Source organism: Pseudoalteromonas sp. S1650, assembly GCF_005887195.1.
GTDB lineage: Bacteria > Pseudomonadota > Gammaproteobacteria > Enterobacterales > Alteromonadaceae > Pseudoalteromonas > Pseudoalteromonas simplex.
Genome location: NZ_PNDF01000037.1, coordinates 14,141 through 35,003 on the forward strand (window position 1 = coordinate 14,141; position 20,863 = coordinate 35,003).

The 20,863-nt window shown below is 41.1% G+C and carries 19 protein-coding genes and 1 tRNA gene; 15 read left to right on the top strand and 5 right to left on the bottom strand.

Going from position 1 to position 20,863, the window contains the following annotated elements:
• The first annotated feature begins 77 nt into the window (after positions 1-77).
• The 6 genes from CWB80_RS12530 to CWB80_RS12555 are packed head-to-tail and all read left to right on the top strand — an operon-like array spanning position 78 to position 7,172.
• On the top strand, positions 78-974 hold the full coding sequence (locus CWB80_RS12530) for a transcriptional regulator GcvA (protein WP_063706073.1): 897 nt from the start codon (positions 78-80) through the stop codon (positions 972-974).
• 1 nt (position 975) lies between these two features.
• Positions 976-1,620: an alpha/beta family hydrolase gene (locus CWB80_RS12535; protein WP_138602678.1), complete on the top strand. Its 645-nt coding sequence runs from the start codon at positions 976-978 to the stop codon at positions 1,618-1,620.
• Positions 1,617-1,985, top strand: a complete 369-nt coding sequence (locus CWB80_RS12540) for a DUF423 domain-containing protein (protein WP_054551639.1) — start codon at positions 1,617-1,619, stop codon at positions 1,983-1,985. Before CWB80_RS12535 ends, CWB80_RS12540 begins: the two co-directional genes overlap by 4 nt.
• Before the next feature lie 9 nt (positions 1,986-1,994).
• On the top strand, positions 1,995-3,080 hold the full coding sequence (rlmM, locus tag CWB80_RS12545; RefSeq protein ID WP_138602676.1) for a 23S rRNA (cytidine(2498)-2'-O)-methyltransferase RlmM: 1,086 nt from the start codon (positions 1,995-1,997) through the stop codon (positions 3,078-3,080).
• A gap of 16 nt (positions 3,081-3,096) precedes the next feature.
• Entirely contained in the window at positions 3,097-6,672 is a 3,576-nt protein-coding gene (locus tag CWB80_RS12550) for a PKD domain-containing protein (RefSeq protein WP_138602673.1), read from the top strand.
• Complete coding sequence (locus CWB80_RS12555) at positions 6,672-7,172, top strand: hypothetical protein (protein ID WP_138602671.1); 501 nt, start codon at positions 6,672-6,674, stop codon at positions 7,170-7,172. Before CWB80_RS12550 ends, CWB80_RS12555 begins: the two co-directional genes overlap by 1 nt.
• Before the next feature lie 24 nt (positions 7,173-7,196).
• Here the strand turns inward: CWB80_RS12555 and cysZ are convergent, their stop codons facing one another.
• The gene (gene cysZ, locus CWB80_RS12560) at positions 7,197-7,907 is read right to left on the bottom strand and encodes a sulfate transporter CysZ (RefSeq protein WP_206004105.1); all 711 of its coding nucleotides are present in this window, start codon (positions 7,905-7,907) and stop codon (positions 7,197-7,199) included.
• A gap of 271 nt (positions 7,908-8,178) precedes the next feature.
• On the opposite strand from cysZ, the gene CWB80_RS12565 reads away from it, so the two are divergent.
• The 5 genes from CWB80_RS12565 (at position 8,179) to speB (ending at position 13,736) form a co-directional block, all read left to right on the top strand.
• The gene (locus CWB80_RS12565; RefSeq protein WP_138686281.1) at positions 8,179-9,156 is read left to right on the top strand and encodes a transposase; all 978 of its coding nucleotides are present in this window, start codon (positions 8,179-8,181) and stop codon (positions 9,154-9,156) included.
• A gap of 507 nt (positions 9,157-9,663) precedes the next feature.
• On the top strand, positions 9,664-10,125 hold the full coding sequence (locus CWB80_RS12570) for a GNAT family N-acetyltransferase (protein WP_054551633.1): 462 nt from the start codon (positions 9,664-9,666) through the stop codon (positions 10,123-10,125).
• A gap of 61 nt (positions 10,126-10,186) precedes the next feature.
• Positions 10,187-10,633 carry a hypothetical protein gene (locus CWB80_RS12575; protein ID WP_138601828.1) on the top strand — a complete coding sequence of 149 codons (447 nt, stop codon included), beginning with the start codon at positions 10,187-10,189 and terminating at the stop codon, positions 10,631-10,633.
• A 262-nt stretch (positions 10,634-10,895) separates the two neighbouring features.
• Positions 10,896-12,809, top strand: a complete 1,914-nt coding sequence (gene speA / locus CWB80_RS12580) for a biosynthetic arginine decarboxylase (protein ID WP_054551631.1) — start codon at positions 10,896-10,898, stop codon at positions 12,807-12,809.
• A gap of 3 nt (positions 12,810-12,812) precedes the next feature.
• A complete protein-coding gene (gene speB / locus CWB80_RS12585; RefSeq protein WP_054551630.1) occupies positions 12,813-13,736 on the top strand; it encodes an agmatinase in 924 nt (307 codons plus the stop codon).
• Between the two features lie 57 nt (positions 13,737-13,793).
• On the opposite strand, the gene CWB80_RS12590 is transcribed toward speB, so the two are convergent.
• On the bottom strand, positions 13,794-15,380 hold the full coding sequence (locus tag CWB80_RS12590) for a LysM peptidoglycan-binding domain-containing protein (protein ID WP_138601830.1): 1,587 nt from the start codon (positions 15,378-15,380) through the stop codon (positions 13,794-13,796).
• Between the two features lie 146 nt (positions 15,381-15,526).
• Positions 15,527-16,300, bottom strand: a complete 774-nt coding sequence (gene gloB, locus CWB80_RS12595) for a hydroxyacylglutathione hydrolase (protein ID WP_138601833.1) — start codon at positions 16,298-16,300, stop codon at positions 15,527-15,529.
• Positions 16,301-16,353: 53 nt separating this feature from the next.
• Here gloB and CWB80_RS12600 point away from each other — a divergent pair, with 53 nt between their 5' ends.
• The gene (locus tag CWB80_RS12600; protein WP_054551627.1) at positions 16,354-17,112 is read left to right on the top strand and encodes a class I SAM-dependent methyltransferase; all 759 of its coding nucleotides are present in this window, start codon (positions 16,354-16,356) and stop codon (positions 17,110-17,112) included.
• On the opposite strand, the gene CWB80_RS12605 is transcribed toward CWB80_RS12600, so the two are convergent.
• Positions 17,083-17,946: an MBL fold metallo-hydrolase gene (locus tag CWB80_RS12605; RefSeq protein WP_138601835.1), complete on the bottom strand. Its 864-nt coding sequence runs from the start codon at positions 17,944-17,946 to the stop codon at positions 17,083-17,085. The genes CWB80_RS12600 and CWB80_RS12605 overlap by 30 nt on opposite strands.
• A 90-nt stretch (positions 17,947-18,036) precedes the next feature.
• Positions 18,037-18,504, bottom strand: coding sequence for a ribonuclease HI (gene rnhA / locus CWB80_RS12610; RefSeq protein ID WP_138601837.1), 468 nt, complete (start codon positions 18,502-18,504; stop codon positions 18,037-18,039).
• Between the two features lie 68 nt (positions 18,505-18,572).
• Between rnhA and dnaQ the strand changes: the two genes are divergently transcribed.
• The 3 genes from dnaQ to CWB80_RS12625 all read left to right on the top strand — a co-directional run bounded on the left by dnaQ (position 18,573) and on the right by CWB80_RS12625 (position 20,841).
• Positions 18,573-19,283, top strand: a complete 711-nt coding sequence (gene dnaQ, locus CWB80_RS12615) for a DNA polymerase III subunit epsilon (RefSeq protein WP_119852045.1) — start codon at positions 18,573-18,575, stop codon at positions 19,281-19,283.
• Between the two features lie 9 nt (positions 19,284-19,292).
• Positions 19,293-20,666, top strand: coding sequence for a TIGR03503 family protein (locus CWB80_RS12620; RefSeq protein ID WP_138601839.1), 1,374 nt, complete (start codon positions 19,293-19,295; stop codon positions 20,664-20,666).
• A gap of 98 nt (positions 20,667-20,764) precedes the next feature.
• Positions 20,765-20,841 (top strand) — tRNA-Asp (locus tag CWB80_RS12625).
• The last annotated feature ends 22 nt before the right edge of the window (positions 20,842-20,863 follow it).

Consider the following 20,863-nt stretch of genomic DNA (forward strand, 5'->3'; position numbering starts at 1 on the left):
GGCGACCATGGTCGCCTTTTTTTATTTGTATCGCTATAATCGATGCATAAGAAAAACTAATTCTAAGTTTGGTGTTTATGTCTCGTCGTTTACCTCCTTTAAATGCACTAAAAGCATTCGAAGCCGCTGCCCGCCATTTGAGCTTTACCAAAGCAGCAGAAGAGCTATATGTAACGCAGGCTGCGGTGAGCCACCAAATTAAAACTCTTGAAGAGCATTTAGGCTTAAAGCTGTTTTTACGTAAAAATCGTTCTTTGCTGTTAACCGAAGAAGGGCAAGGCTACTTTTTAGATATTAAAGAAATTTTTACTCAGCTCATTGATGCCACAGAAAAACTACTTGCCCGAGGTGCGAAAGGGTCACTCACGGTAAGTTTAACGCCAAGTTTTGCTATTCAATGGTTAGTGCCCAGACTTAGTTTATTTAATGAATTACATCCAGAAATCGACGTGCGAATTAAAGCACAAGATCAGGATGAAAACTCACTTTCTGACGATGTAGATATTGCTATTTATTATGGTCGTGGCCACTGGAGTGGGGTACAGACATATAAGCTGCATACTGAATATCTAGTGCCGTTATGTAGCCCATTGCTGTTAACGGGCCCTAAACCACTTAATCAACCCAGTGATTTAGCAAATCATACCTTATTGCATGATACCACCCGTAAAAACTGGAAAACCTGGATGAAAACGGCTGGTGTGCGTAATGTACAAGTTAACCAAGGGCCGATTTTTAGTCACTCATCGATGGTATTGCAAGCCGCGGTGCATGGACAGGGGGTTGCCATTGGTAATAGCGTTTTAGCAAAACCTGATATTGATGCGGGTCGTCTAGTCATTCCATTTAATCACTCATTAGAAAGTAAAAATGCATACTATTTAGTGATCCGCGAATCGCAAACAGAGCTTGGCAAAATAGTGTCTTTCAAAGACTGGATGCTGAGCTTAGTAGAGCAAGAACAAGAGTATTAACATGTTACAGTGGTTTAAAAGTACAACGGGCAAGGCGCGTGCACAGTTTATATTTGCCCATGGTGCAGGGGCAGGCAGTGATTCTGAGTTTATGCAAACAATGGCTAACTTGATTAGTCAGCATGGGATTGATGTAGCGCTGTTTGATTTTCAGTATATGCAAATTGCAAAAGAAACAGGCAAGCGTAGACCACCCGATCGTGCTCCTAAGTTACTTGCCTACTTTGGTGAAGTTTTAGCCGAGCGCCAGCCAGAATTGCCGCTATTTATTGGGGGTAAATCTATGGGGGGGCGTATGGCTTCGATGCTTTGTACTGAGCAGGAGCAAGCTCAAATTGCTGGCGTGGTTGCTTTTGGTTATCCGTTTCATCCACCGGGTAAACCCGAAAAACTGCGTATAGAACATTTTGTTGATATGCCATGCCCTTTTTTAGTGCTGCAAGGTGAGCGTGATACGTTTGGGAATCAGCAAGAACTCGCTGAGCTTGAAATGGTTAATCCACCAGAGATTAAATTTCTCAAAGATGGTGACCACTCATTAAAACCTCGCAAAAAAAGTGGCATTACAGAGCAAGAAAACTTACAGCAAGCTGCGGATTATGCAGCGCAGTTTATTATGAATTTAGTGGCTGGAGATGCACAATGATCAAACTATATTTAATGATTGGTAGCTTATTTTGCATGCTTTCAGTAATGCTTGGCGCATTTGCTGCTCATGGTTTAAAAAGCCGTGTTTCTGAGTATGCGATTGGAATTTTTAAAACCGCTGCTGAATACCAAATGGTGCATGGCCTTGCATTGATAGCAATTGCTATCTTAATTAAATGGGGCATGAACTTAAGCTGGGCTGGTGGATTTTTTATCGCAGGTACCGTGTTATTTAGCGGTAGTTTGTATTTACTCGCACTAACGGGCATGAAGTGGCTTGGGCCTATCACCCCAATTGGCGGTGTTTGTTTTATTATTGGTTGGGCTATTTTGTTAGTTCAAGCAGCACGATATAAGTTTTAAGGGTTATCTATGTCGAGTGTAGTTATTTATTGTCGCAGTGGTTTTGAAAATGATGCCGCTGCTGAAATTACTTTTCAGGCTGCTGAACAAGGCTTTGCTGGTTACGTAAAAACAAAACCAAATACGGGCATTGTTGTTTACGAATGTTTTGATGCAAGCCACGGTGAAGAAATCATCAAAAAAGTCGATTTCAAAAATATGGTATTTGCTCGCCAATGGTTTACTGGTGCCTTAGTCGATAACATGCCACTTGAAGACCGCGTTAGTGCTATTGTTGATGCTGCCGCTGAGTTTCCTGAATGTGGTGACCTACGCGTAGAAACGCCAGATACCAACGAAGGTAAAGAGCTGAGTAAGTTCTGCAAGAAAATTTCGACGCCACTGAAAAAGTCGCTTGAAAAGCGCTCGAAGGTAACACGCGAAATTGCTGAGAAAAAACCTGTTATGCATGTGTTATTTTTAGCAAACGACAGTGCTTATGTTGGCTATTCATATACATTCAATAATTCGCCTTTCTTTATGGGTATCCCGCGTTTACGTATGCCGAGTGATGCGCCGAGCCGCTCAACTTTGAAACTTGATGAAGCCTTTAACGTGTTTATTCCACCTCATGAAGCTGAAGAACGTATGCAACCTGGCATGCGAGGCGTTGATTTAGGTGCTTGTCCAGGGGGCTGGACATATCAATTGGTGCGCCGAGGTATGTTTGTAAGCGCAATTGATAATGGTCCTATGAACGATGACTTGATGGAAACAGGGCAAGTTAAGCACTTTAGGGTCGATGGTTTTAAATACCGTCCAGAAAAGCGCAATATCCAATGGTTAGTCTGTGACATGGTGGAAAAGCCAGCAAAAGTGACTAACCTTATGATTGATTGGGCGGTGAACGCCTACGCAAAAGAGCTTATTTTTAATCTTAAACTACCGATGAAAAAACGTTTTGATAGCGTTTACGAGTGTTTAAAAATGATTAAAGAAGAGCTTGATAAATATGGCGTAAGTTACGAACTACAAGCTAAGCACTTATACCATGACCGTGAAGAGGTCACGGTTCATTTAAATGTAACTAAGGTGCCACAAAGTTTATACAGTTAATCGCGAGGGCTTAAAAATGGAGAATAGAATAAAGTTACTTGGGCTTAGTATTTTATTTTCCATTTTTTTAACAGCTTGTGGAGGCGGCGGGGGGAGTGAAGAGTCTAATAATGCTGAGAACCAAGCGCCACAAGTAAGTATTTCTGGTGATACTGAGGTCAATGAGCTGGCAACACTTTTATTAAGTGCGTCAGCCAACGATAGTGATGGTTCTATAGCCGACTTTTCTTGGCAGCAAACTGGTGGCCCTTCTATCGATTTTGCAGCAAACGGTCAACAAATCAATGTATCAATTCCTGCAGTAGATACTGACACAGATGTCTCATTTTCTTTGCGCGTTACTGATAATCAAGGCGCAACAGCTACAACCAGTATCACTATTACCATTATTAATGTTAATCAAGCCCCGACAATATCGGTTGCTGGCCCTCAGATATCCTCTTCTAGTAACAATATTTCTCTTAGTGCAAATGCCTCAGATTCTGATGGAGAGGTTATTAGTTATGATTGGCAGCAAACGGCTGGTCCAGATGTAGAGTTTGAAAATGGATCGAGCACAATTAGTTTTACCACACCAAATGTTGCAACCTTAACTCAGCTTGTTTTTTCGGTGACAGTTACTGATAGTTTTGGTGAACAAAGCACGGCGCTTTTTACTATAGATGTAAGCGCAAACAGTGCTCCATCAGTGAGTATAACTGGTTCGCAAAATATTCAAGAAGGGGCTGAAGGAGTATTAACAGCTACGGCAACAGACAGTGATGGTAGTATTATTAGCTATAGTTGGGTGCAAACTTCAGGCCCGATTACCGAATTTACTGCAACTGATAATTTAATAAATTATACTGCCCCTGAAGTAGAAACGAATGATGAAATTACCTTCCAAGTAACAGCAACTGATGATGATGGAGCTACAAGCTCTGCAGAATTTAGTATTGTGGTTGAAAATTACATAAATCTTGCGCCTGTCATTACCTTCGATGCGATTGCTGATATTACTGAGTTAACGCAAGCTTCTGTCTCTGTGGTTGTTACAGACAGCGACGGGGTTATAGCTGATATTGAGTGGCAGCAGTTAAGTGGACCATCAGTAGATTTTGTGCAAAATGGCGAAACTATTACTTTCACAGCGCCAGAAGTGTCTGAAAATGCCGAGGTGATATTTCGGATCACTGCGGTAGATGATCAAGGAGCAATATCTTCAGCAAGCCTCACATTTATGATCATTCATGTTAATAAACCACCCACAGTCTCTGATATTGCTATTACTACAGAGTTTAATGAAAGTAGTGAATTTACTATTGACGCGAGTGATATTGATGGGGATGAGTTAACTATTAGTTTTTCTCAGCAGTTAGCTGGGGCGAGTATCACTTTAGTTGATGCAACAACTTTTCGTTATCTTTATCAACCTGCATCAAATAGCATATCGCAAGCGCCTTTTACTGTAACTGTATCGGATGGAACTCAGAGTGCCCAAGCGACAGTGAGCGTGACAATTACAGATACTAGTGCAGCCACTGTTGTAAATGTAAGCCCTGAAGATGCAGCCTCTGCTGTGAGTGTAAATGCTCGAGTTATGTTATCGGTGTCTGATGTGATGAAGTCATCGAGTTTAGTTGTTAATAGCGCCAATGGTGTATGTGAGGGAAGTGTGCAATTATCAGCTGATAATTTTGAAACTTGCTTAGCAATCGACTCATTAGAGATGACGGGACCACAAGGAAATGACAATGAATATTTTAACAATATTGAGTTTACAGCTGCTTTTAATCAAGCAACAGAATATGCGTTAAGATTAACCGAAGACTTAGTTAATTTTGCTGATACACCTGCTTTAGCCCAAGTAGTTTCTACTTTTACAACTGGAAGTAATGATTTAAAGATAACTGAGGTTGTCGCTATTCGTTTTAGCAACGACACGCCTTGGTTTGAACTTTATAACGGAACCGATAGTAGTGTTAATTTAGCTGATTACAGTGTACGAGTAAAAAGTCGTGACAGTTCTGATAATAGTATTTCGGCCGCAACAATTTTTAATTTGCCTGACCAAGTGATTGCTCCTGAGGAATATCTCATAGTTCATAGTGGTTTTGGTGATCAATTATTTTACGATACAACTGAGCAAAATAAATCTATCGCTTTTATTGGTGATATTGACTCCACGGTTCGCCCTTATTGGTTTTTGAATGGGTTTGTTGAATTACTAACGCGTGACTCGGGAAGTACTGTGGATTTTGTTCGATTTGGCAATGACACTACTGAGCCTCTGACGGCAGGACAATGGCAAACAGGCTCAGCACCTGTCATTTCTAATGTAACTGGCTCAAGTATTAAAAGAGATATAGATAACACAGATACTAATTCATCATCTGATTGGCACTATAGCCAATTTACGACACCGGCGGGTGTTAATGATGTTAGCTGCGAAGATGACAGTGATGAAGATGGTATTCCTGACTGTTCAGAACTCCCTGGGTCAACTTTTTCTGGATTACCTCTGCATGCTTGGGGAGCTAGAGTTAATCAAAAAGATATCTTTATTGAAGTGGATTATATGGATAGCAGTGATGCGGGAATAATACCGCACCAAACAGCATTGGAAAAAGTGGTAAGCTCGTTCGCTGAGCAAGGCATTGTTGTTCACTTTGATGTGGGGGATTTGTACCACCAAGCAGGGGGAATATCTGTACAAGATCATGATTTAGGAGGGGGTGATCAAGTAACCTTTAGACAATATACACCTTATAACTTTAACCAAGGTGTTGAGAGTTTGTTTCATTATAAAATGGCAAACTTCGACATGAGACGTAAGCCGATATTTCATTATATGTTAATGGCTAATAGTCGAAACATTGATGGCAGTGCGGGTTCTTCAGGGGTTGCTGAATTAAGTGGTAATGATTTGATGATAAGTATGGGGAATTGGGGGTTATCACTTGATAACGAAGTATCTCGAAATTTAACCTTCAACTACCAAGCATCAACGATAATGCATGAGCTTGGCCATAATTTAGGTTTAGAGCATGGTGGTGATGAAAGTACAAACTATAAACCAAATCATTTGAGTATTATGAATTACCTTTATCAGTTGAGAGGGTTACCGACGATAGGGGATAATGAGGGAGATCGCTATTATTCGAGTCGCTATCGTGAGAATGCCAATTGTGCCGTACAAACTGCGGATTTGACTAATAGCCCATTTGACTCTCCTGAAAATTTTGTAATGTCTTATTCGCATGGACTCGGAAGTTCCATAGACGAAAATAATATAATAGAGGCTAATGGTTTAAGGTATCCCGGCTCTGCTGCTGTAGATTTTAATTGTAATGCTGATTTGACTGAAACTCTAAGCCAAGATACGAATGATGATACCGCCGTAACAGTGCTAAATGATGTTGATGAGTGGAGTTTGATTGAACTTCGTTTTTATACCTTGTTCTCTGGCAATCGCTTCGGTGTTCATCAGCAAGATAGCGATCAAAAAGACGTGTCGAAGCATATACAACAACGAATGATTGAAGAGCAAGCGCCACCTTTAAAACTTCTTAATGAAATTAAAGCTGCTAGAGAAAAGCAAGGGATTAAGTAGTGAAGTATCTGGTTATATTTTTTATGTTGATATGTTGTGTTGCATGCACACCAGATGTTGAACCTCAATGGCATATGTCATCTAGATTAAATTATGATGGGCAGCCAGTAAACTGGAAATCAGGCTCAGTAATTGGTTGCCAACATTGTAAAATTCAAGAGGGACGTATCGTTGAACCCGATGGGATCTCAATCATATACACTCTATACCAAAGAGGGCAATGGCGGGCTGAATATCGCGAATCACATCAAGCTAGGATTGTTTTAGGGAATAACGCACATGCACTTTTAGTTAAAAATAAAGGTTCAGGCACTGTTTTATTAGAAAATAAACACAAACAAATTTCAGAGCTAGCAAAGATAGGGACCCCATTTATACTCAATATGGGGGAAGAAAGATTTACGGTGGTTATTAGTCAATTTGATGAACCTCGCTTTGGCACCGAGTTATCAGATCCTTTACCAGTTAAATTAAATTATAGTGTATTGAAAAGCCAATAGTTTTCTACTGGCTTTTCAAACATTTTAACTTCGATATTGGCTTCGATAGTTTTCAACCCATAACCGTGTGCCACCGCAAACAGCAACGGGCATAACAATTAGGTTTACGAATGGGATAGCAGTTAAAATCATGACAGCTAAACCAAAGCCATAAGATAACGTTTGCTTTTGCTTTAAGTCATTTTTCATTTCGTTAAAACTAATTTTATGGTTATCGAACGCATAGTCTTCATATTGCACTGCATACATCCAGCAAGTGAATAACACCCATAAAACTTGACCGATCACAGGTAAAATCCACAGTAAGATAAAAAAGCCTATAGCGCGCGGCAGGTAATAGCAAAGTTTTGTCCATTCTCGACCTAACATACGTGGCACATCTTTCATTGTATCGAAAAGACTATCGTCATTAATTTTTTGCCCAGTGAGATAAAGTTCGACTTTTTCACTGAGTAGGCCGTTAAATGGGGCTGCTATAAAGTTTGTTATAACTGTGAAGAGCATACTGTAACTAAATAAAATCACCAGCACAGCAATTGGCCACATTAGCCACTCGAGCCAGCTAAGCCATTCTGGTAATAACGAGTTCATGTAAGCAAAGCCATCGGTGAGCCAGCCATACAAAAAGAACAGCGAACTACCAAAAAGCAGAATATTGATTAATAAAGGAATAAGTACAAAACGTTTCAACCCCTTTTGGCTAATTAACTTAAAGCCAGAAAAGAAGTATTCCATACCTTGAGTGAACTGCACGAGAAAACCTCATCTTATTTCTTGTTGTTTGCAGTATAGGGTTTTGACGATATTTGAACAGCTTTTTTCCGTAACAAAGTGTTTAACTCTTTACATGGACAGTCACTTTAAGTCGGATAGGCACTCTAATTCTTAATAAAATTTAACTTTACATGGACAGTCACTGTATTTATTGCTCTTGCGGCACAGAAAACTTTGTCTACACTTTAATTACAGCTAATGCATTTCAGATTATCAGTTCAAGGAGTGGACGATGGCTTTAGCAAGGAAGCGGCAAATCTGTTTGTCAAACACCAAGTATTATCACTGTGTATCTCGTTGCGTCAGACGCGCTTACCTTTGTGGAGAAGACGCACTCACAGGCAAATCATATGAACACCGCCGAGTGTGGGTTGAACAGCGTCTGCTTGCTCTTGCAAAGGTATTTTGCATTGATGTATGTGCTTATGCGGTGATGAGTAACCATACACATGTTGTGCTTTATGTTGATGATAAAAAAGCAAATAGGTTATCGGATAAGGCCATCCTTTTACGCTGGTTTAAGCTCAGTAAAATGACGCCTTTAGGTCAAAAAGCCCTTAATGGTGAGCCGTTAAGTGATGGTCAACAAGTCTTCTTAAATAAAGAGGTTGCAGAATACAGAACGCGCCTTTCGAGCATTAGTTGGTTCATGCGAATGCTCAATGAGTATATCGCCAGATGTGCAAATAAAGAAGACGAGTGTACAGGGCATTTTTGGGAAGGGCGCTTTAAAAGCCAAGCTATCCTTGATGAATCAGCGCTTTTAGCCTGCATGGCCTATGTTGATTTAAACCCTGTTCGTGCTAAAGCTGCGAGCACGCCGGAGCAATCGGACTATACCAGTTTTAAAAAGCGATGCGAAAGCGCGAAGGAGTCAAAGCAACCTAAATTACTAGTTCGTTTTATTGGTGGCATGAGTAAGTATAAATCAAAGGGAATACCTTTTGAGTTAAAGTCATACCTGCTACTTGTGGAGCAAACTGGGCGTTGTATCAGCGCGGATAAGCCTGGATATATAGAGCATCATTTACCTCCTATTCTTGAAAGACTGAATTTCGAAGCTGAAAACTGGTTAACGCTAACAACTCAGTTTGAAAACTTATTTCATGGAGCTGCAGGTCGAGTGGGTGCTATTGAAAGTTATTGTATTAAAACAGCTCGCAAGCGACGAAGTAACATTACAAATAGCCGAATTTTATTAGCGAGTTAAGTTTCTAGGTTTATTTTAACGTGATTTCAAATCGCTAGTATCTTCACGCTTTAAATTTAATTGTTTGAAATAATTAGCCCTAGAAGGCTAAAGTCAAAGCTCTATTCTCTCTGAAGCACACTCGCTAAACATAATTACAGAATAAGTTTAGTAATTTTTTTGACTTACCTTTATATTTTTAAATTACTGCCTTCAGATTTTAAAAATACAATAGTTGTTGGTTTTAAATGACTGCCCCTTTAAAAAGGCTTTACGAACTCTGAAGTGATCTCTGGTAAAAAATCTATAGGTATAAATTATTAACCTTGAATGGTGTGGTGTAGTTTAGACTTTAGTTTTTATCAACTTGGCGTTTTTTTGGTTACATACTGTTGAACTTAGAGATAGTATGTCGGTCCGAACAGTACCTATAAAATCATTATTGAAAACTACAGTAGAGGATAATGGAAATATCCGATACTATTGTTCACATAGTTAACAAAAAAGACATATAAAAATGGGAGTTTTATGCAGTTAGTCGATTTAAATCCACATGATCCTGAAGTAGTAAGCGTGTTTTCTGATATAGACCGACTCATAAACTCACTATACCCTGTTGCTACCGCTCAATCTTTAAGTGTTGAAGAGCTAGCTGAGCCTAATGTTTATGCTATAGGCTTAAAAAATGAAGATGGTATCGTTGCATGCGGCGCAATCGTTATGCAAGAAGGCAACCCTCCTTATGGTGAAATCCGCCGCTTATATGTAAAACCAAGCTACCGTGGTAAAGGGTTATCACGTCGAATTATGCAGATATTATTACATCAAGCTGGTGAGCAACTAATACCGCTTATTCGTCTTGAAACAGGTCCTAAACAAACAGAGTCAATTAGCTTATATGAAAACTTAGGTTTTAATCGTTGTGGTCCGTTTGGTAATTACAACGAAAATCCACAAAGTTTGTTTATGGAGCTTGGGCTAAATCAGTAATTTAGGTGGTAAGCTATGTTTTAGTGAGGTCATCTTTATTTATAAATTCACCTTACAACTATTGGGCTTTGTTACGCTCTTTCTGATTGCTGCTTGTGGTGATAGTTCACAGGTATCCATTACTTCTCAGAGTCGGCAACCAGACCTTATTATTAATAGTACTAAGCTCTATTTAAACTCATGCTACAGTCTTTCTGGTGTCTTCAACCATAATGGCACTATAAAAACAAAAGTTATTCTTATATCTCCTACTCGTCCTTTAAGTATTTGCGCTGATAAGCAATCGCAGCTGAATTTTGATGGCACCTATCTCACTGTAAGAATTTGCCGCACCTCTTTTGGCGCAGGAGGTTGCGGGGTTGAAAAATATCGCACAAAAGACTTCGAAAACTGGCAAGAGTACATAGGTATTACTTGGCATGATAACGAGCAATATGAAGCGTGGAGATGGTTAGGGTCAAATTCTTCAGCCGCTGATGAAATCACAAAAGTAATACCAGCCCATTAAAATCAATATGAAAAGGTAATTTACCAGTACATATATTCTACAGTGACTGTCCCTTTAAATGTGATCCTATTAAATACTATTTTCAGTGACTGTCCCTTGAAATAGGGTTTAAAAACATTTAGGGATGTTGATTAGCTTTTCACATCAAAAATCACTCGTTACGAGTAAAAATTCTTGTTGGACTTGAGTCACTATTTTTCTTTTAATGCGCGGCAACAACCCTTGCCGATTTCGGCATTACTAAAATAAAAGAGAAAGATAGATGAAAGAAACAACATCACTAGAACAAGCTCGCACGAGTTACAATGTTCGTCATTGGAGCCAAGGTTTCTTTGGTATTAATGATCAAGGTGATGTGTATGTTGCGCCAAAGGCCCATGCCCCAGAGCAAACCATTGCACTAATCGATATCGCACAGCAATTACAAGACAAAGGCTTAAGCTTGCCTGCGCTAGTTCGTTTTCCACAAATTTTACATCATCGTGTACATAGCTTATGTCAGGCATTTAACACGGCTATTGAAAATTATGGTTATCCGAAAGACTATTTGCTTGTTTACCCAATTAAAGTAAACCAACAGCGTGAAGTTGTTGAAGAAATTGTTGCAAGCCAAGCTGATATTGAAAAGAAACAATTGGGTCTAGAAGCGGGCAGTAAACCTGAGCTATTAACTGTATTAGCGATGGCTGAAAAAACCAGTGCTGTCATTGTGTGTAATGGCTACAAAGACCAAGAATACATTCGTTTAGCATTGATTGGCGAAAAGCTAGGCCACAAGGTTTACATTGTTCTTGAAAAACTGTCTGAGCTAGACATGGTGCTTAGCCAAGCAAAAGAGTTAAACGTAAAGCCACGCATTGGTATTCGTGTACGTTTAGCGTCGCAAGGTAAGGGCAAGTGGCAAGCAAGTGGTGGCGAAAAATCAAAATTTGGTTTGTCGGCATCGCAAGTACTCAGTGTGGTCAATCGCTTAAAAGCGTCTGATCAACTTGATCTGATCCAACTTGTACACTTTCACCTTGGCTCGCAAATGGCAAACATCCGCGATGTTCGTTTAGGTGTGAGTGAAGCTGCGCGTTTTTACTGTGAGTTACGTAAATTAGGTGCACAAATTGATTGCTTAGATGTGGGTGGCGGTTTAGCGGTAGATTACGACGGTACACGCAGTCAGTCTCATAACTCAATGAACTATAGCCTAAGTGAATACGCTAATAACATCGTGTACACCATCGGTGATACCTGTAAGTTATATGAGCAGCCAATGCCGCGCATTATTTCTGAGTCAGGTCGTGCGTTAACAGCGCACCATGCTGTATTGATTTCGAATGTTATCGGCACCGAAAGCTATGTACCTGAAGACATTCAAGCGCCAGCAGCTGATGCACCCCTATTGTTAAAGAATATGTGGACATCATGGCAACAGTTAAGTGGTGACAATGATGACCGTGCATTAATTGAAATTTATCATGATAGCCAAGGCGATTTAGCCGAAGCACATAATCAGTTTGCACTTGGTTTGTTAGATTTAACAGAGCGAGCATGGGCGGAGCAAGTTAACTTACGTGTATGTTATGAACTTAACAAGCATATGGATAACAAAAACCGTTTTCATCGCCCGATTATTGATGAATTAAATGCGCGTTTAGCAGATAAGTTTTTTGTGAACTTTTCATTGTTCCAGTCATTACCGGATGCATGGGGTATTGACCAAGTGTTTCCTGTTCTACCGCTAAGTGGTTTAACAGAAGCACCACAAAAACGAGCCGTGTTACTTGATATTACCTGCGATTCAGACGGTGCTATGGAGCATTATGTAGACGGTCAAGGTATTGAAAGCACATTACCTGTGCCAGCATTTAGCGAAGAAAAACCTTACTTAATGGGTTTTTTCTTAGTGGGTGCTTATCAGGAGATTTTAGGTGACATGCATAACTTATTTGGCGACACACACAGTGCAATTATAAAAATGGATGAGCAAGGTCAAGCGCAAATCACTGAAGTTAACGAAGGTGATACCGTTGCAGACATGATGCGTTACGTACATTTAGATGTAGAAAGCTTCCAGCAGTCTTACGCCCAGCTGGTGGCAGCTAAATTGCCAGAAACTGAGCAGCAAAGCGTATTAGATGAGCTGCAAACTGGCTTAAATGGTTACACTTATTTAGAAGAGTTATAAGCAATGTCGACATTGTTTGACCACACAGATCATTCATTGTACTCAAACGGCATGACGTTTTTACGTCAGCCAATGGTGCAAAACATCACTGCAATCGATGCCGATGTAGTGGTGTTAGGTCTACCCTTTGATTTGGCGACCTCAGGTCGCCCTGGTGCACGTTTAGGCCCTGACGCAATTCGTCGTGCCTCAGTGCACCTGGCATGGGAAGAAACCAAGTACCCATGGACGTTTCCGTTGTTTGAGCGTTTAAAATTAGCTGATGCGGGTGATTTTACTTACCCAGTAGGCGACCCAGAATATTTTACCGCGCAGTTAGAATTAGCCGCTGAGCAAATTCTTCGTCAAGGTAAAACATTATTAGGTTTAGGTGGCGACCACTTTGTGACTTTGCCGCTACTGCGTGCCCATGCTAAGCAACATGGTAAGATGGCATTAGTGCATTTTGATGCCCACACAGATACTTACAGCAATGGCTCTCGCTATGATCACGGTACCATGTTTTATCATGCGCCGATGGAAGGGCTTATTGATGTTGATCACAGCATTCAAATCGGTATTCGTACTGATTTTGATCAAAGCAAACATGAGTTTGCAGTGATTGATGCAATGGCAGCTAATGATTTGCCTGCACAAGATATCGCAGAGCAAATTAAAGCACGTGTGGGTGACTTACCTGTGTATCTAACCTTTGATATTGACTGCCTTGATCCCGCATTCGCTCCAGGGACAGGCACTCCAGTATGTGGTGGCTTAACCAGCGATAAAGTACTCAAAGTACTTCGTGCATTGAAAGGCATTAATATGGTCGGTATGGATGTGGTTGAAGTATCTCCATCCTATGACCAAAGTGAACTAACAGCGATTGCTGCAGCGACCATTGCCAATGAGTTATTACACTTATGGACTTTGAAGCATAAATACTAAATGAGAGAGACAAAGAGCGCCATTAGGCGCTCTTTTTTTTGATATTAAATTAAGCAATTAAGCGCTTCGAACATCAACCTTTAATTTAAGCTTTTGCCCAGGTTGAATGTATTTTTGCCCAGCTAATGAATTCCATTTAATAATATCTTCTACAGACACATTAAACTTAGCAGCAATGCGCGCTAACGAGTCACCACGACGAACTTTATAGGTAATGGTGCGCTCTTTGATTTGTGTAGCAGCAAGTTGCGACTTTTCCTGTTTATACACAGTTAGCTTTTGACCAACACGCAGTACCGCGTCTTTTTTCAGCTTATTCCATGTTGCAAGTTCAGCTATGGTGACATCGTACTCACGGCTGATATCCCACAGTGTATCGCCACTGGCCACTTTATGGCTAAGTTTTTTACGTGTTGCTTTATTAGCTGCCATACGCACTGACTTTGGTAAATGCTGGCTATTAATCTCACCATCGCTTAGTGGCACAAGTAATTGCTGACCAACACGAATAGTATTCGATGAAAGCTTATTCAGTGTTTTAATCGCGTTTGTGCTTGTCGAAAACTTCTTCGCAATCACAGATAAACTGTCACCGCGCGCAACAATATATTGCTGCCAGCGTAGGCGGTCTTTTTGCTCTGTTTTAGCTAGCTTGTCAGTAAACGCTTCAACTTTATCAGACGGTAATAATAAAAAGTGTGGGCCATTAGGATCCGTCGCCCAGCGATTGAAGCCAGGGTTTAAACGATAAAGCTCTGTTAAGCTAATGCCTGCCATGTCAGCGGCAAGTGCTAAGTCAATTTGGCTCCCTACATTAACTGCTTCAACGACTTGAGCATTAATTATTGGCTGCCACTTAACACCAAATTCGTCACTGCGTTTTACCAGATCAGACAGCGCTAACAGCTTAGGTACGTAGGCAGTGGTCTCTCTTGGTAAATCAAGTGACCAAAAATCCGTTGGTAAATGCTTTTTACGGTTCTTTTTAATGGCACGAAGTAAACGACCTTCACCTGAGTTATAGGCTGCAATGGCATTTAGCCAATCGCCTTCTAAGGTTTTGTGTAAATATGATAAATAATCTAGCGCTGCACGGGTCGATTGCACAATGTCACGGCGACCGTCATACCACCAGTTTTGTTTTAAATCGAAACGCTCACCGGTTTGTGGCATAAATTGCCAAATGCCAGAAGCACTGCGATGTGAATAACCAAATGGATCAAACGCACTTTCCACAATAGGTAAAAGTGCGATTTCGATTGGCATCTGACGCTTTTCGACTTCTTCTACAATAAAGTATAAGTAAGGCTCAGCTCGCTTAGAGATACGATCTAAATAGGCCTGATGACGCGCATAATAGTTACGCTCAGCAACAACTGGGCGGTTTTGTGGCACATCAATCGAAAGCTGATAGCGAATACGTTCCCATACATCATCAAATACAGGAGGCGGCTCATCAATATCGGTTAATTGTTGATATTGAGCGTTGATCATCAATGCATCATTGATATCGCTCGGACTTGCGCCGTCTAATTGTTGCTCAACATTATTGCTCGCAACATCTGTACTTGCTGAATCAGAAGCTGTCAATTGACAGCCACTTAAAATCAGCGCAAGTGATAAAACTAAAGGAGACTTATACATATATACCCATACATCAGGTAAAAAAACTCGGCGAATATTACCTGCTCTGAGAACATATTGCCACTTTATGACCAGTTTATGTCAGCTTATTATTGCAAGATGCTGATCTAAATATACAAAATTGTAACTACCGGCGTTTACGTTTTTTAAAAGTTATCTTTCCAGGCTCTGAGACCTGCAAAGCGTTGCCAAGGTTCATTCAGATCCAAATTAATTTTTAGCTCATCAGGCAGCTCATCAGTGATTGTTGCTATATTGCTACGTAAAAATGGATTTATTTGTTTTTCCACGCCTAACTGGGTTGGCAAGCTTATTTCGTCTTTGGCGCGCAGAGTATCAACTTCATCACTGTAGTTGAGAAGGTATTCGTTATTTGGCTCTACAGCTTTTGCGAAGGCTAAGTTGGCTTGCGTGTATTCATGGGTGCAGTAGATTTTACACTCATCTGGCAGGGCTCTTAGTTTACATAACGAGTGCCACATTTGTTCTGCGCTGCCTTCGAATAATCGTCCGCAGCCAGCACTGAATAAGGTGTCGCCAGTAAAACTTAATTCGTCGTTAATGTAACAAATATGGTCTAGGGTATGACCAGGTGTTGCAAGCACGGTAAAGGTGTAATCATACACAGTGACTTTATCCGCTTCTGATACGCCATGAGTAATACCTTTAAAAGGGCTATGTCTTGGCCCATAAACCGGAATATCACGAAATTCCTTAACCAGTGCAGCCACACCATCGGTATGATCATAATGGTGATGAGTAATCAAAATACCGCTAAGTGTTAAGTTATGCTCGCTCAGATAGTTTAAAACAGGCTCTGCTTGACCGGGGTCGACGACCCAGGCTGTTTGCTCAGCTTCATTGCTGATGCACCAGATGTAATTATCAGAAAAGGCTTTAATTGCTTTAACTTGCACCATGTTTAATTGCTCTATAAAGTGACAGTTAACACACAGTATAACGAGCTCAGAAAATGAAACCAGCCCTTAGTTTTCAAGAAGGTCCTAAGCCATACACTTGGCAGCAGTTCCCTCATGGTGACTATTTACGTGCTGAAATTGAACGTAAGCTAACGCCATGGCTGCCACGCATGTTTGGCTATCACATGCTCAAACTTGGTAATTTAAGTGGTGAGCTGGCAACCAGTGAAAGTCCTATAAAGCATCAAGTTTGTGTCGCAGAGCAGGGGTTATTTACCGGTGTTATTGCTGATGTAGACGAGCTACCTTTTTATGAGCACAGTGTTGATGCTTGCATATTGTCGCATTGCTTAGAATATCATTCTGATCCACACCACATCTTACGCGAAGCACATCGTACTTTAATTCCCGGTGGTTATCTGGTGATCACGGGCTTTAATCCGTTTAGCTTGTGTGGCTTGGCGCAGCTTTTACCTTTTAGTCGCCAAAAGTTACCTTGGACAGGACGCTTTTTTACGCCATCACGAGTAAAAGACTGGTTGAATCTATTAGGCTTTGAGATTATTTCGGACGAGCGATTTATCCATTCATCGCTTGCAAGAGGCAACCGTTTGTCACGTTTTGCGGCGTGGCGCAGTTTTGGCCAGCAATATTTAAAGCCAATGGGCAGTGTGTATATGCTGGTGGCTCGAAAACGTGTGGCCCCGCTGACACCAATTAAACCTAAATGGCATGCAAGGCCGCAATTTTCGCCAGTGAAAGGAGCAGGGCTCAGGCAAACATCAAAGCAGCACTGTGAGCGGGATAGCTAAATAGTGTTGTTGCGTATCTGTTTTGCTTGGGTACTGACCTGCACGAATATTTAATTGAATAGAAGGGTGCAACAGCTTTGGTACCGCTAAGGTTGCATCGCGGCCTTCCCGAGTCGCAATAAAGCTTTGTTTATCGCCTTTTAAATGAATGTTTTGCTCACGCTGCTCTTTCACTGTGGTTTTGTTCGCCAGCGGACGGCCATCTGGTTGATAGTCATGACACATCCAAAGTACCGTATCGTCAGGAAACGCTAAAATTCGCTGTAGTGAGTCATATAACTCACCGGCACTGCCTCCTGGGAAATCACAGCGGGCTGTGCCACTGTCTGGCATAAAGAAGGTGTCACCAACAAATACATTGCCATCAATGTGAAAACACACGCTGTCAGGGGTATGGCCCGGTGTGGCAATCACATCTACTGTGTAATCACCTAACTGAAATAGTGCTTTATCAGCAAATAACGCATCAAAAGGTTCACCATTACATGGTATATCAAGATTATAAAGTTGGCTAAAGTGCTGTTGCACTTGTGTGATCCCTTTACCCGTGCCGAGTTTACAAGGGTGTGTGTCTTGTAATTGCTGCTTTATGTAACTTGCTGCGGTGATATGGTCAGCATGGGCATGAGTTTCAAGTAGCCATTGCAATGTCAGCTGCTCAGTCTTTATGTAGCTGATGATCTCATTGGCTGTGATAAAACTTAACTCACCACTTGGCATATCAAAATCAGCTGGCGCATCAATTAGCAAGCACTGCTTAGTGCTTTCGCAACTGACTAAGTAGCAGAGAGTGGCGCTTTGTTGATGAAAAAAAGAGTGAATGCGCAGAGCCATAATGAATCCTTTATATTTCGTTATAGCCAAATCTTATAACATATAACAAAAATATAAAACGACCTGCGCCAAGTTTATTTCAAGGGGCTTTTAATTACCGTCGTAACCTGTGTCTTCAAGTAATTGATCGCTGCCAGCTGCTTCGCGGGCAAGATCGTCAACAATCTCATTGTATTTATTGCCGCTATGACCTTTTACCCAACGCCATTCTATGCTGTGTTGTTGGCAGGCAGCATCTAGTCGTTTCCATAAATCGACATTCTTAACTGGTTTTTTAGCCGCGGTTTTCCAGCCGCGCTTTTTCCAATTATCAACCCATGACTCAATACCTTGTTTCACATATTGGCTATCGGTTGTCAGAATGACATTACAAGAGCGGGTGAGGGTTTCAAGTGCAACGATAGCAGCGAGCATTTCCATCCGATTATTGGTTGTTAGGGTATAGCCTTGGCTTAATTGCTTTTCGTGACCGTTGTATCGCATCACGATGCCATACCCTCCAGGCCCTGGATTTCCTAAACATGATCCATCGGTGTAAATCTCTACGGTTTTCTGCACTGTTTTACCTTGATATTGTGTACAATAAAGTGAATATAGAAAGATACCAGAGTCAGGCTTAAGACGATATGGCACATAGACAAATAGTTTTAGATACAGAAACCACGGGTATTGACCCAAAGCAAGGCCACCGCATTATTGAAATCGGTTGTGTTGAACTTGTAAATCGCCGTCTTACTGGCAACAACTTTCATGTGTATATCAATCCACAACGTGAGATAGAAGAAGAAGCAATAGACGTACACGGTATCACCAATGAATTTTTGCGTGATAAACCCCTGTACCATCAAATTGCCCATGAGTTTTTAGAGTATATTCGTGGCGCTGAGCTTGTTATTCATAACGCAGCGTTCGATATCGGCCACATGGACAATGAGTTTGCATTGTTAAATCAAGGTTTTCCTAATACTGCCGATGTATGTAGTGTACTTGATACGTTAAAAATGGCGCGTGACTTGCACCCAGGTCAAAAGAATAACCTTGATGCACTTTGTCGTCGTTACGATATTGATAACTCAAAGCGTACTTTACACGGCGCATTACTGGATTCTGAGATCTTAGCCGATGTTTACCTGTCGATGACGGGTGGACAAGTAAAGCTGAACCTTAATCAAAATAAAGATGAAGGCTCAACCCAACAAACGGGTGGTATTCGCCGACTGAGTGCTGATAGAGCACCGCTTGTGGTATTAAGAGCAACAGAACAAGAGCACGCCGCTCACGAAGAACGTTTAGACTTGGTTGCAAAGGGTGGCCAATGCTTATGGCGTGCAGAATAAGGTAATAAAATGAGAAAACAGCTACTAGCAGGATTAGTGTGTTTAATTCCCTTCACGGGATTTGCCAACGAGCAAAATAAAATAACCCCATTAGAACGTGATGGGGTGCAAAATGAAATTCCCCTGCTAGAGAACCGTTTTCGTATCGATCACAAAATCGATAAAGTAACTTTACTCTTCTTTCGTAAGCGCGGTGCCCCTGCCGTTGTGTTAGTTCGCCCTGACGGCACTAAGTATTATGCAACTGACTCAGTTAAAAATGATGACCTCGACTGGTATGATGAATTGAGCTATGACTTGGTAACGATAAGCAACCCAATGCCAGGCCCCTGGCAAGTGGTCGGCAGTATCTTGCCTGATAGCCGTATTATGGTGCTGGGTGAAATAGAGCTTAATGTTGATCCACTCCCGCCCATGCTGTTTCGTGGCGAAACAGTAAAACTAACGGGCCGCGTATTAAATGACGGTGAGCCAATAGAAGTTGGTCAGTTTAGAGATGTGATCAGTTTGCACGTTGATTTTGTCAGCACTAATAATAGTGATTACGCAAACTTTGGTGCCGGTACGCAAAGTGTTACTGACTTTAAAGATGATGGCCGTGGCTTTGATGAGCGTCCGCTTGATGGTGTGTTTACCGGTGAGTTTAAACTGGTCTTTCCGGCAGGTGAGTGGCAGCCAGAGCTATATATAGAAACACCTATACTAAAGCGTACCGTGGTGCAAAAACCGATAGTCGTGCATGAGCCGCCTTTTGATTATGAAATAGCCCTTGCTGAGCAAGATGAAGATGACCACATTTTAACAATCACCTTAAACCCTGAAATCGTCAAACCAGAAACTGTGCTCATTCAAGGGAAAATTTATTACCCTAATAATGAAGAGCAAATGTTCTCTTTAGATGCTGATAAATCGCAAACACGGGAACTGGCCATTAAAAATTATGATTGGGGACGATACAGTGTTGAGCTCTCTGTATTTGGTAGCAACATAAATGACCGTGAATTTATGGCGACGTTACCGACGTATAAATTTGAAATTGAGCGACCAATTGAAGCTGTACCAGAAATTGTTCGCCCAGAAATTGATTTAGAAGCGCAAGCAGAGCAACAACGAATTATTGAAGAAGAACAAAAAGCGTCCACCATGCTGATGGTGACCTTAATTGTTGTTGGAAATTTAACCGTACTTTTATTAGGTTGGCTGGCAATTAGAATTTTTGTTCAGAAGAAACCGCTGAAATTTAAAATTTCATTACCGTTTTTAAAGAAAAAAAATCAAACCGAAAATGATCAGCAAGCAACGAATGAAAATGAAGTTGGCAAAAACGGCTCAAAAAATGATAAATCAGGTGAAATTTTAAACCTTTCGATGTCAGATGACTAAAAAACCTGTAAAAATACAAAAAACCCCTTGACGAACTAGAGGGTGATTCGTATTATTCACGCCGCTGTCAGGGGAGACTCAGTCAGCAACGAAAATGTGGAGTGGTAGTTCAGTTGGTTAGAATACCGGCCTGTCACGCCGGGGGTCGCGGGTTCGAGTCCCGTCCACTCCGCCAATTGTATACATAAATAGCGTGT

What these genes read in the sequence shown, in the direction of transcription:
- CWB80_RS12620 (WP_138601839.1), top strand. Translation starts at nt 19,293, where the DNA reads ATGAGAAAACAGCTACTAGCAGGATTAGTGTGTTTAATTCCCTTCACG.
- CWB80_RS12570 (WP_054551633.1), top strand. Translation starts at nt 9,664, where the DNA reads ATGCAGTTAGTCGATTTAAATCCACATGATCCTGAAGTAGTAAGCGTG.
- CWB80_RS12605 (WP_138601835.1), bottom strand. Translation starts at nt 17,946, where the DNA reads ATGGCTCTGCGCATTCACTCTTTTTTTCATCAACAAAGCGCCACTCTC.
- cysZ (WP_206004105.1), bottom strand. Translation starts at nt 7,907, where the DNA reads ATGGAATACTTCTTTTCTGGCTTTAAGTTAATTAGCCAAAAGGGGTTG.
- CWB80_RS12550 (WP_138602673.1), top strand. Translation starts at nt 3,097, where the DNA reads ATGGAGAATAGAATAAAGTTACTTGGGCTTAGTATTTTATTTTCCATT.
- rlmM (WP_138602676.1), top strand. Translation starts at nt 1,995, where the DNA reads ATGTCGAGTGTAGTTATTTATTGTCGCAGTGGTTTTGAAAATGATGCC.
- speB (WP_054551630.1), top strand. Translation starts at nt 12,813, where the DNA reads ATGTCGACATTGTTTGACCACACAGATCATTCATTGTACTCAAACGGC.
- CWB80_RS12540 (WP_054551639.1), top strand. Translation starts at nt 1,617, where the DNA reads ATGATCAAACTATATTTAATGATTGGTAGCTTATTTTGCATGCTTTCA.
- CWB80_RS12530 (WP_063706073.1), top strand. Translation starts at nt 78, where the DNA reads ATGTCTCGTCGTTTACCTCCTTTAAATGCACTAAAAGCATTCGAAGCC.
- dnaQ (WP_119852045.1), top strand. Translation starts at nt 18,573, where the DNA reads ATGGCACATAGACAAATAGTTTTAGATACAGAAACCACGGGTATTGAC.
- gloB (WP_138601833.1), bottom strand. Translation starts at nt 16,300, where the DNA reads ATGGTGCAAGTTAAAGCAATTAAAGCCTTTTCTGATAATTACATCTGG.
- CWB80_RS12535 (WP_138602678.1), top strand. Translation starts at nt 976, where the DNA reads ATGTTACAGTGGTTTAAAAGTACAACGGGCAAGGCGCGTGCACAGTTT.
- CWB80_RS12600 (WP_054551627.1), top strand. Translation starts at nt 16,354, where the DNA reads ATGAAACCAGCCCTTAGTTTTCAAGAAGGTCCTAAGCCATACACTTGG.
- CWB80_RS12590 (WP_138601830.1), bottom strand. Translation starts at nt 15,380, where the DNA reads ATGTATAAGTCTCCTTTAGTTTTATCACTTGCGCTGATTTTAAGTGGC.
- speA (WP_054551631.1), top strand. Translation starts at nt 10,896, where the DNA reads ATGAAAGAAACAACATCACTAGAACAAGCTCGCACGAGTTACAATGTT.
- CWB80_RS12565 (WP_138686281.1), top strand. Translation starts at nt 8,179, where the DNA reads ATGGCTTTAGCAAGGAAGCGGCAAATCTGTTTGTCAAACACCAAGTAT.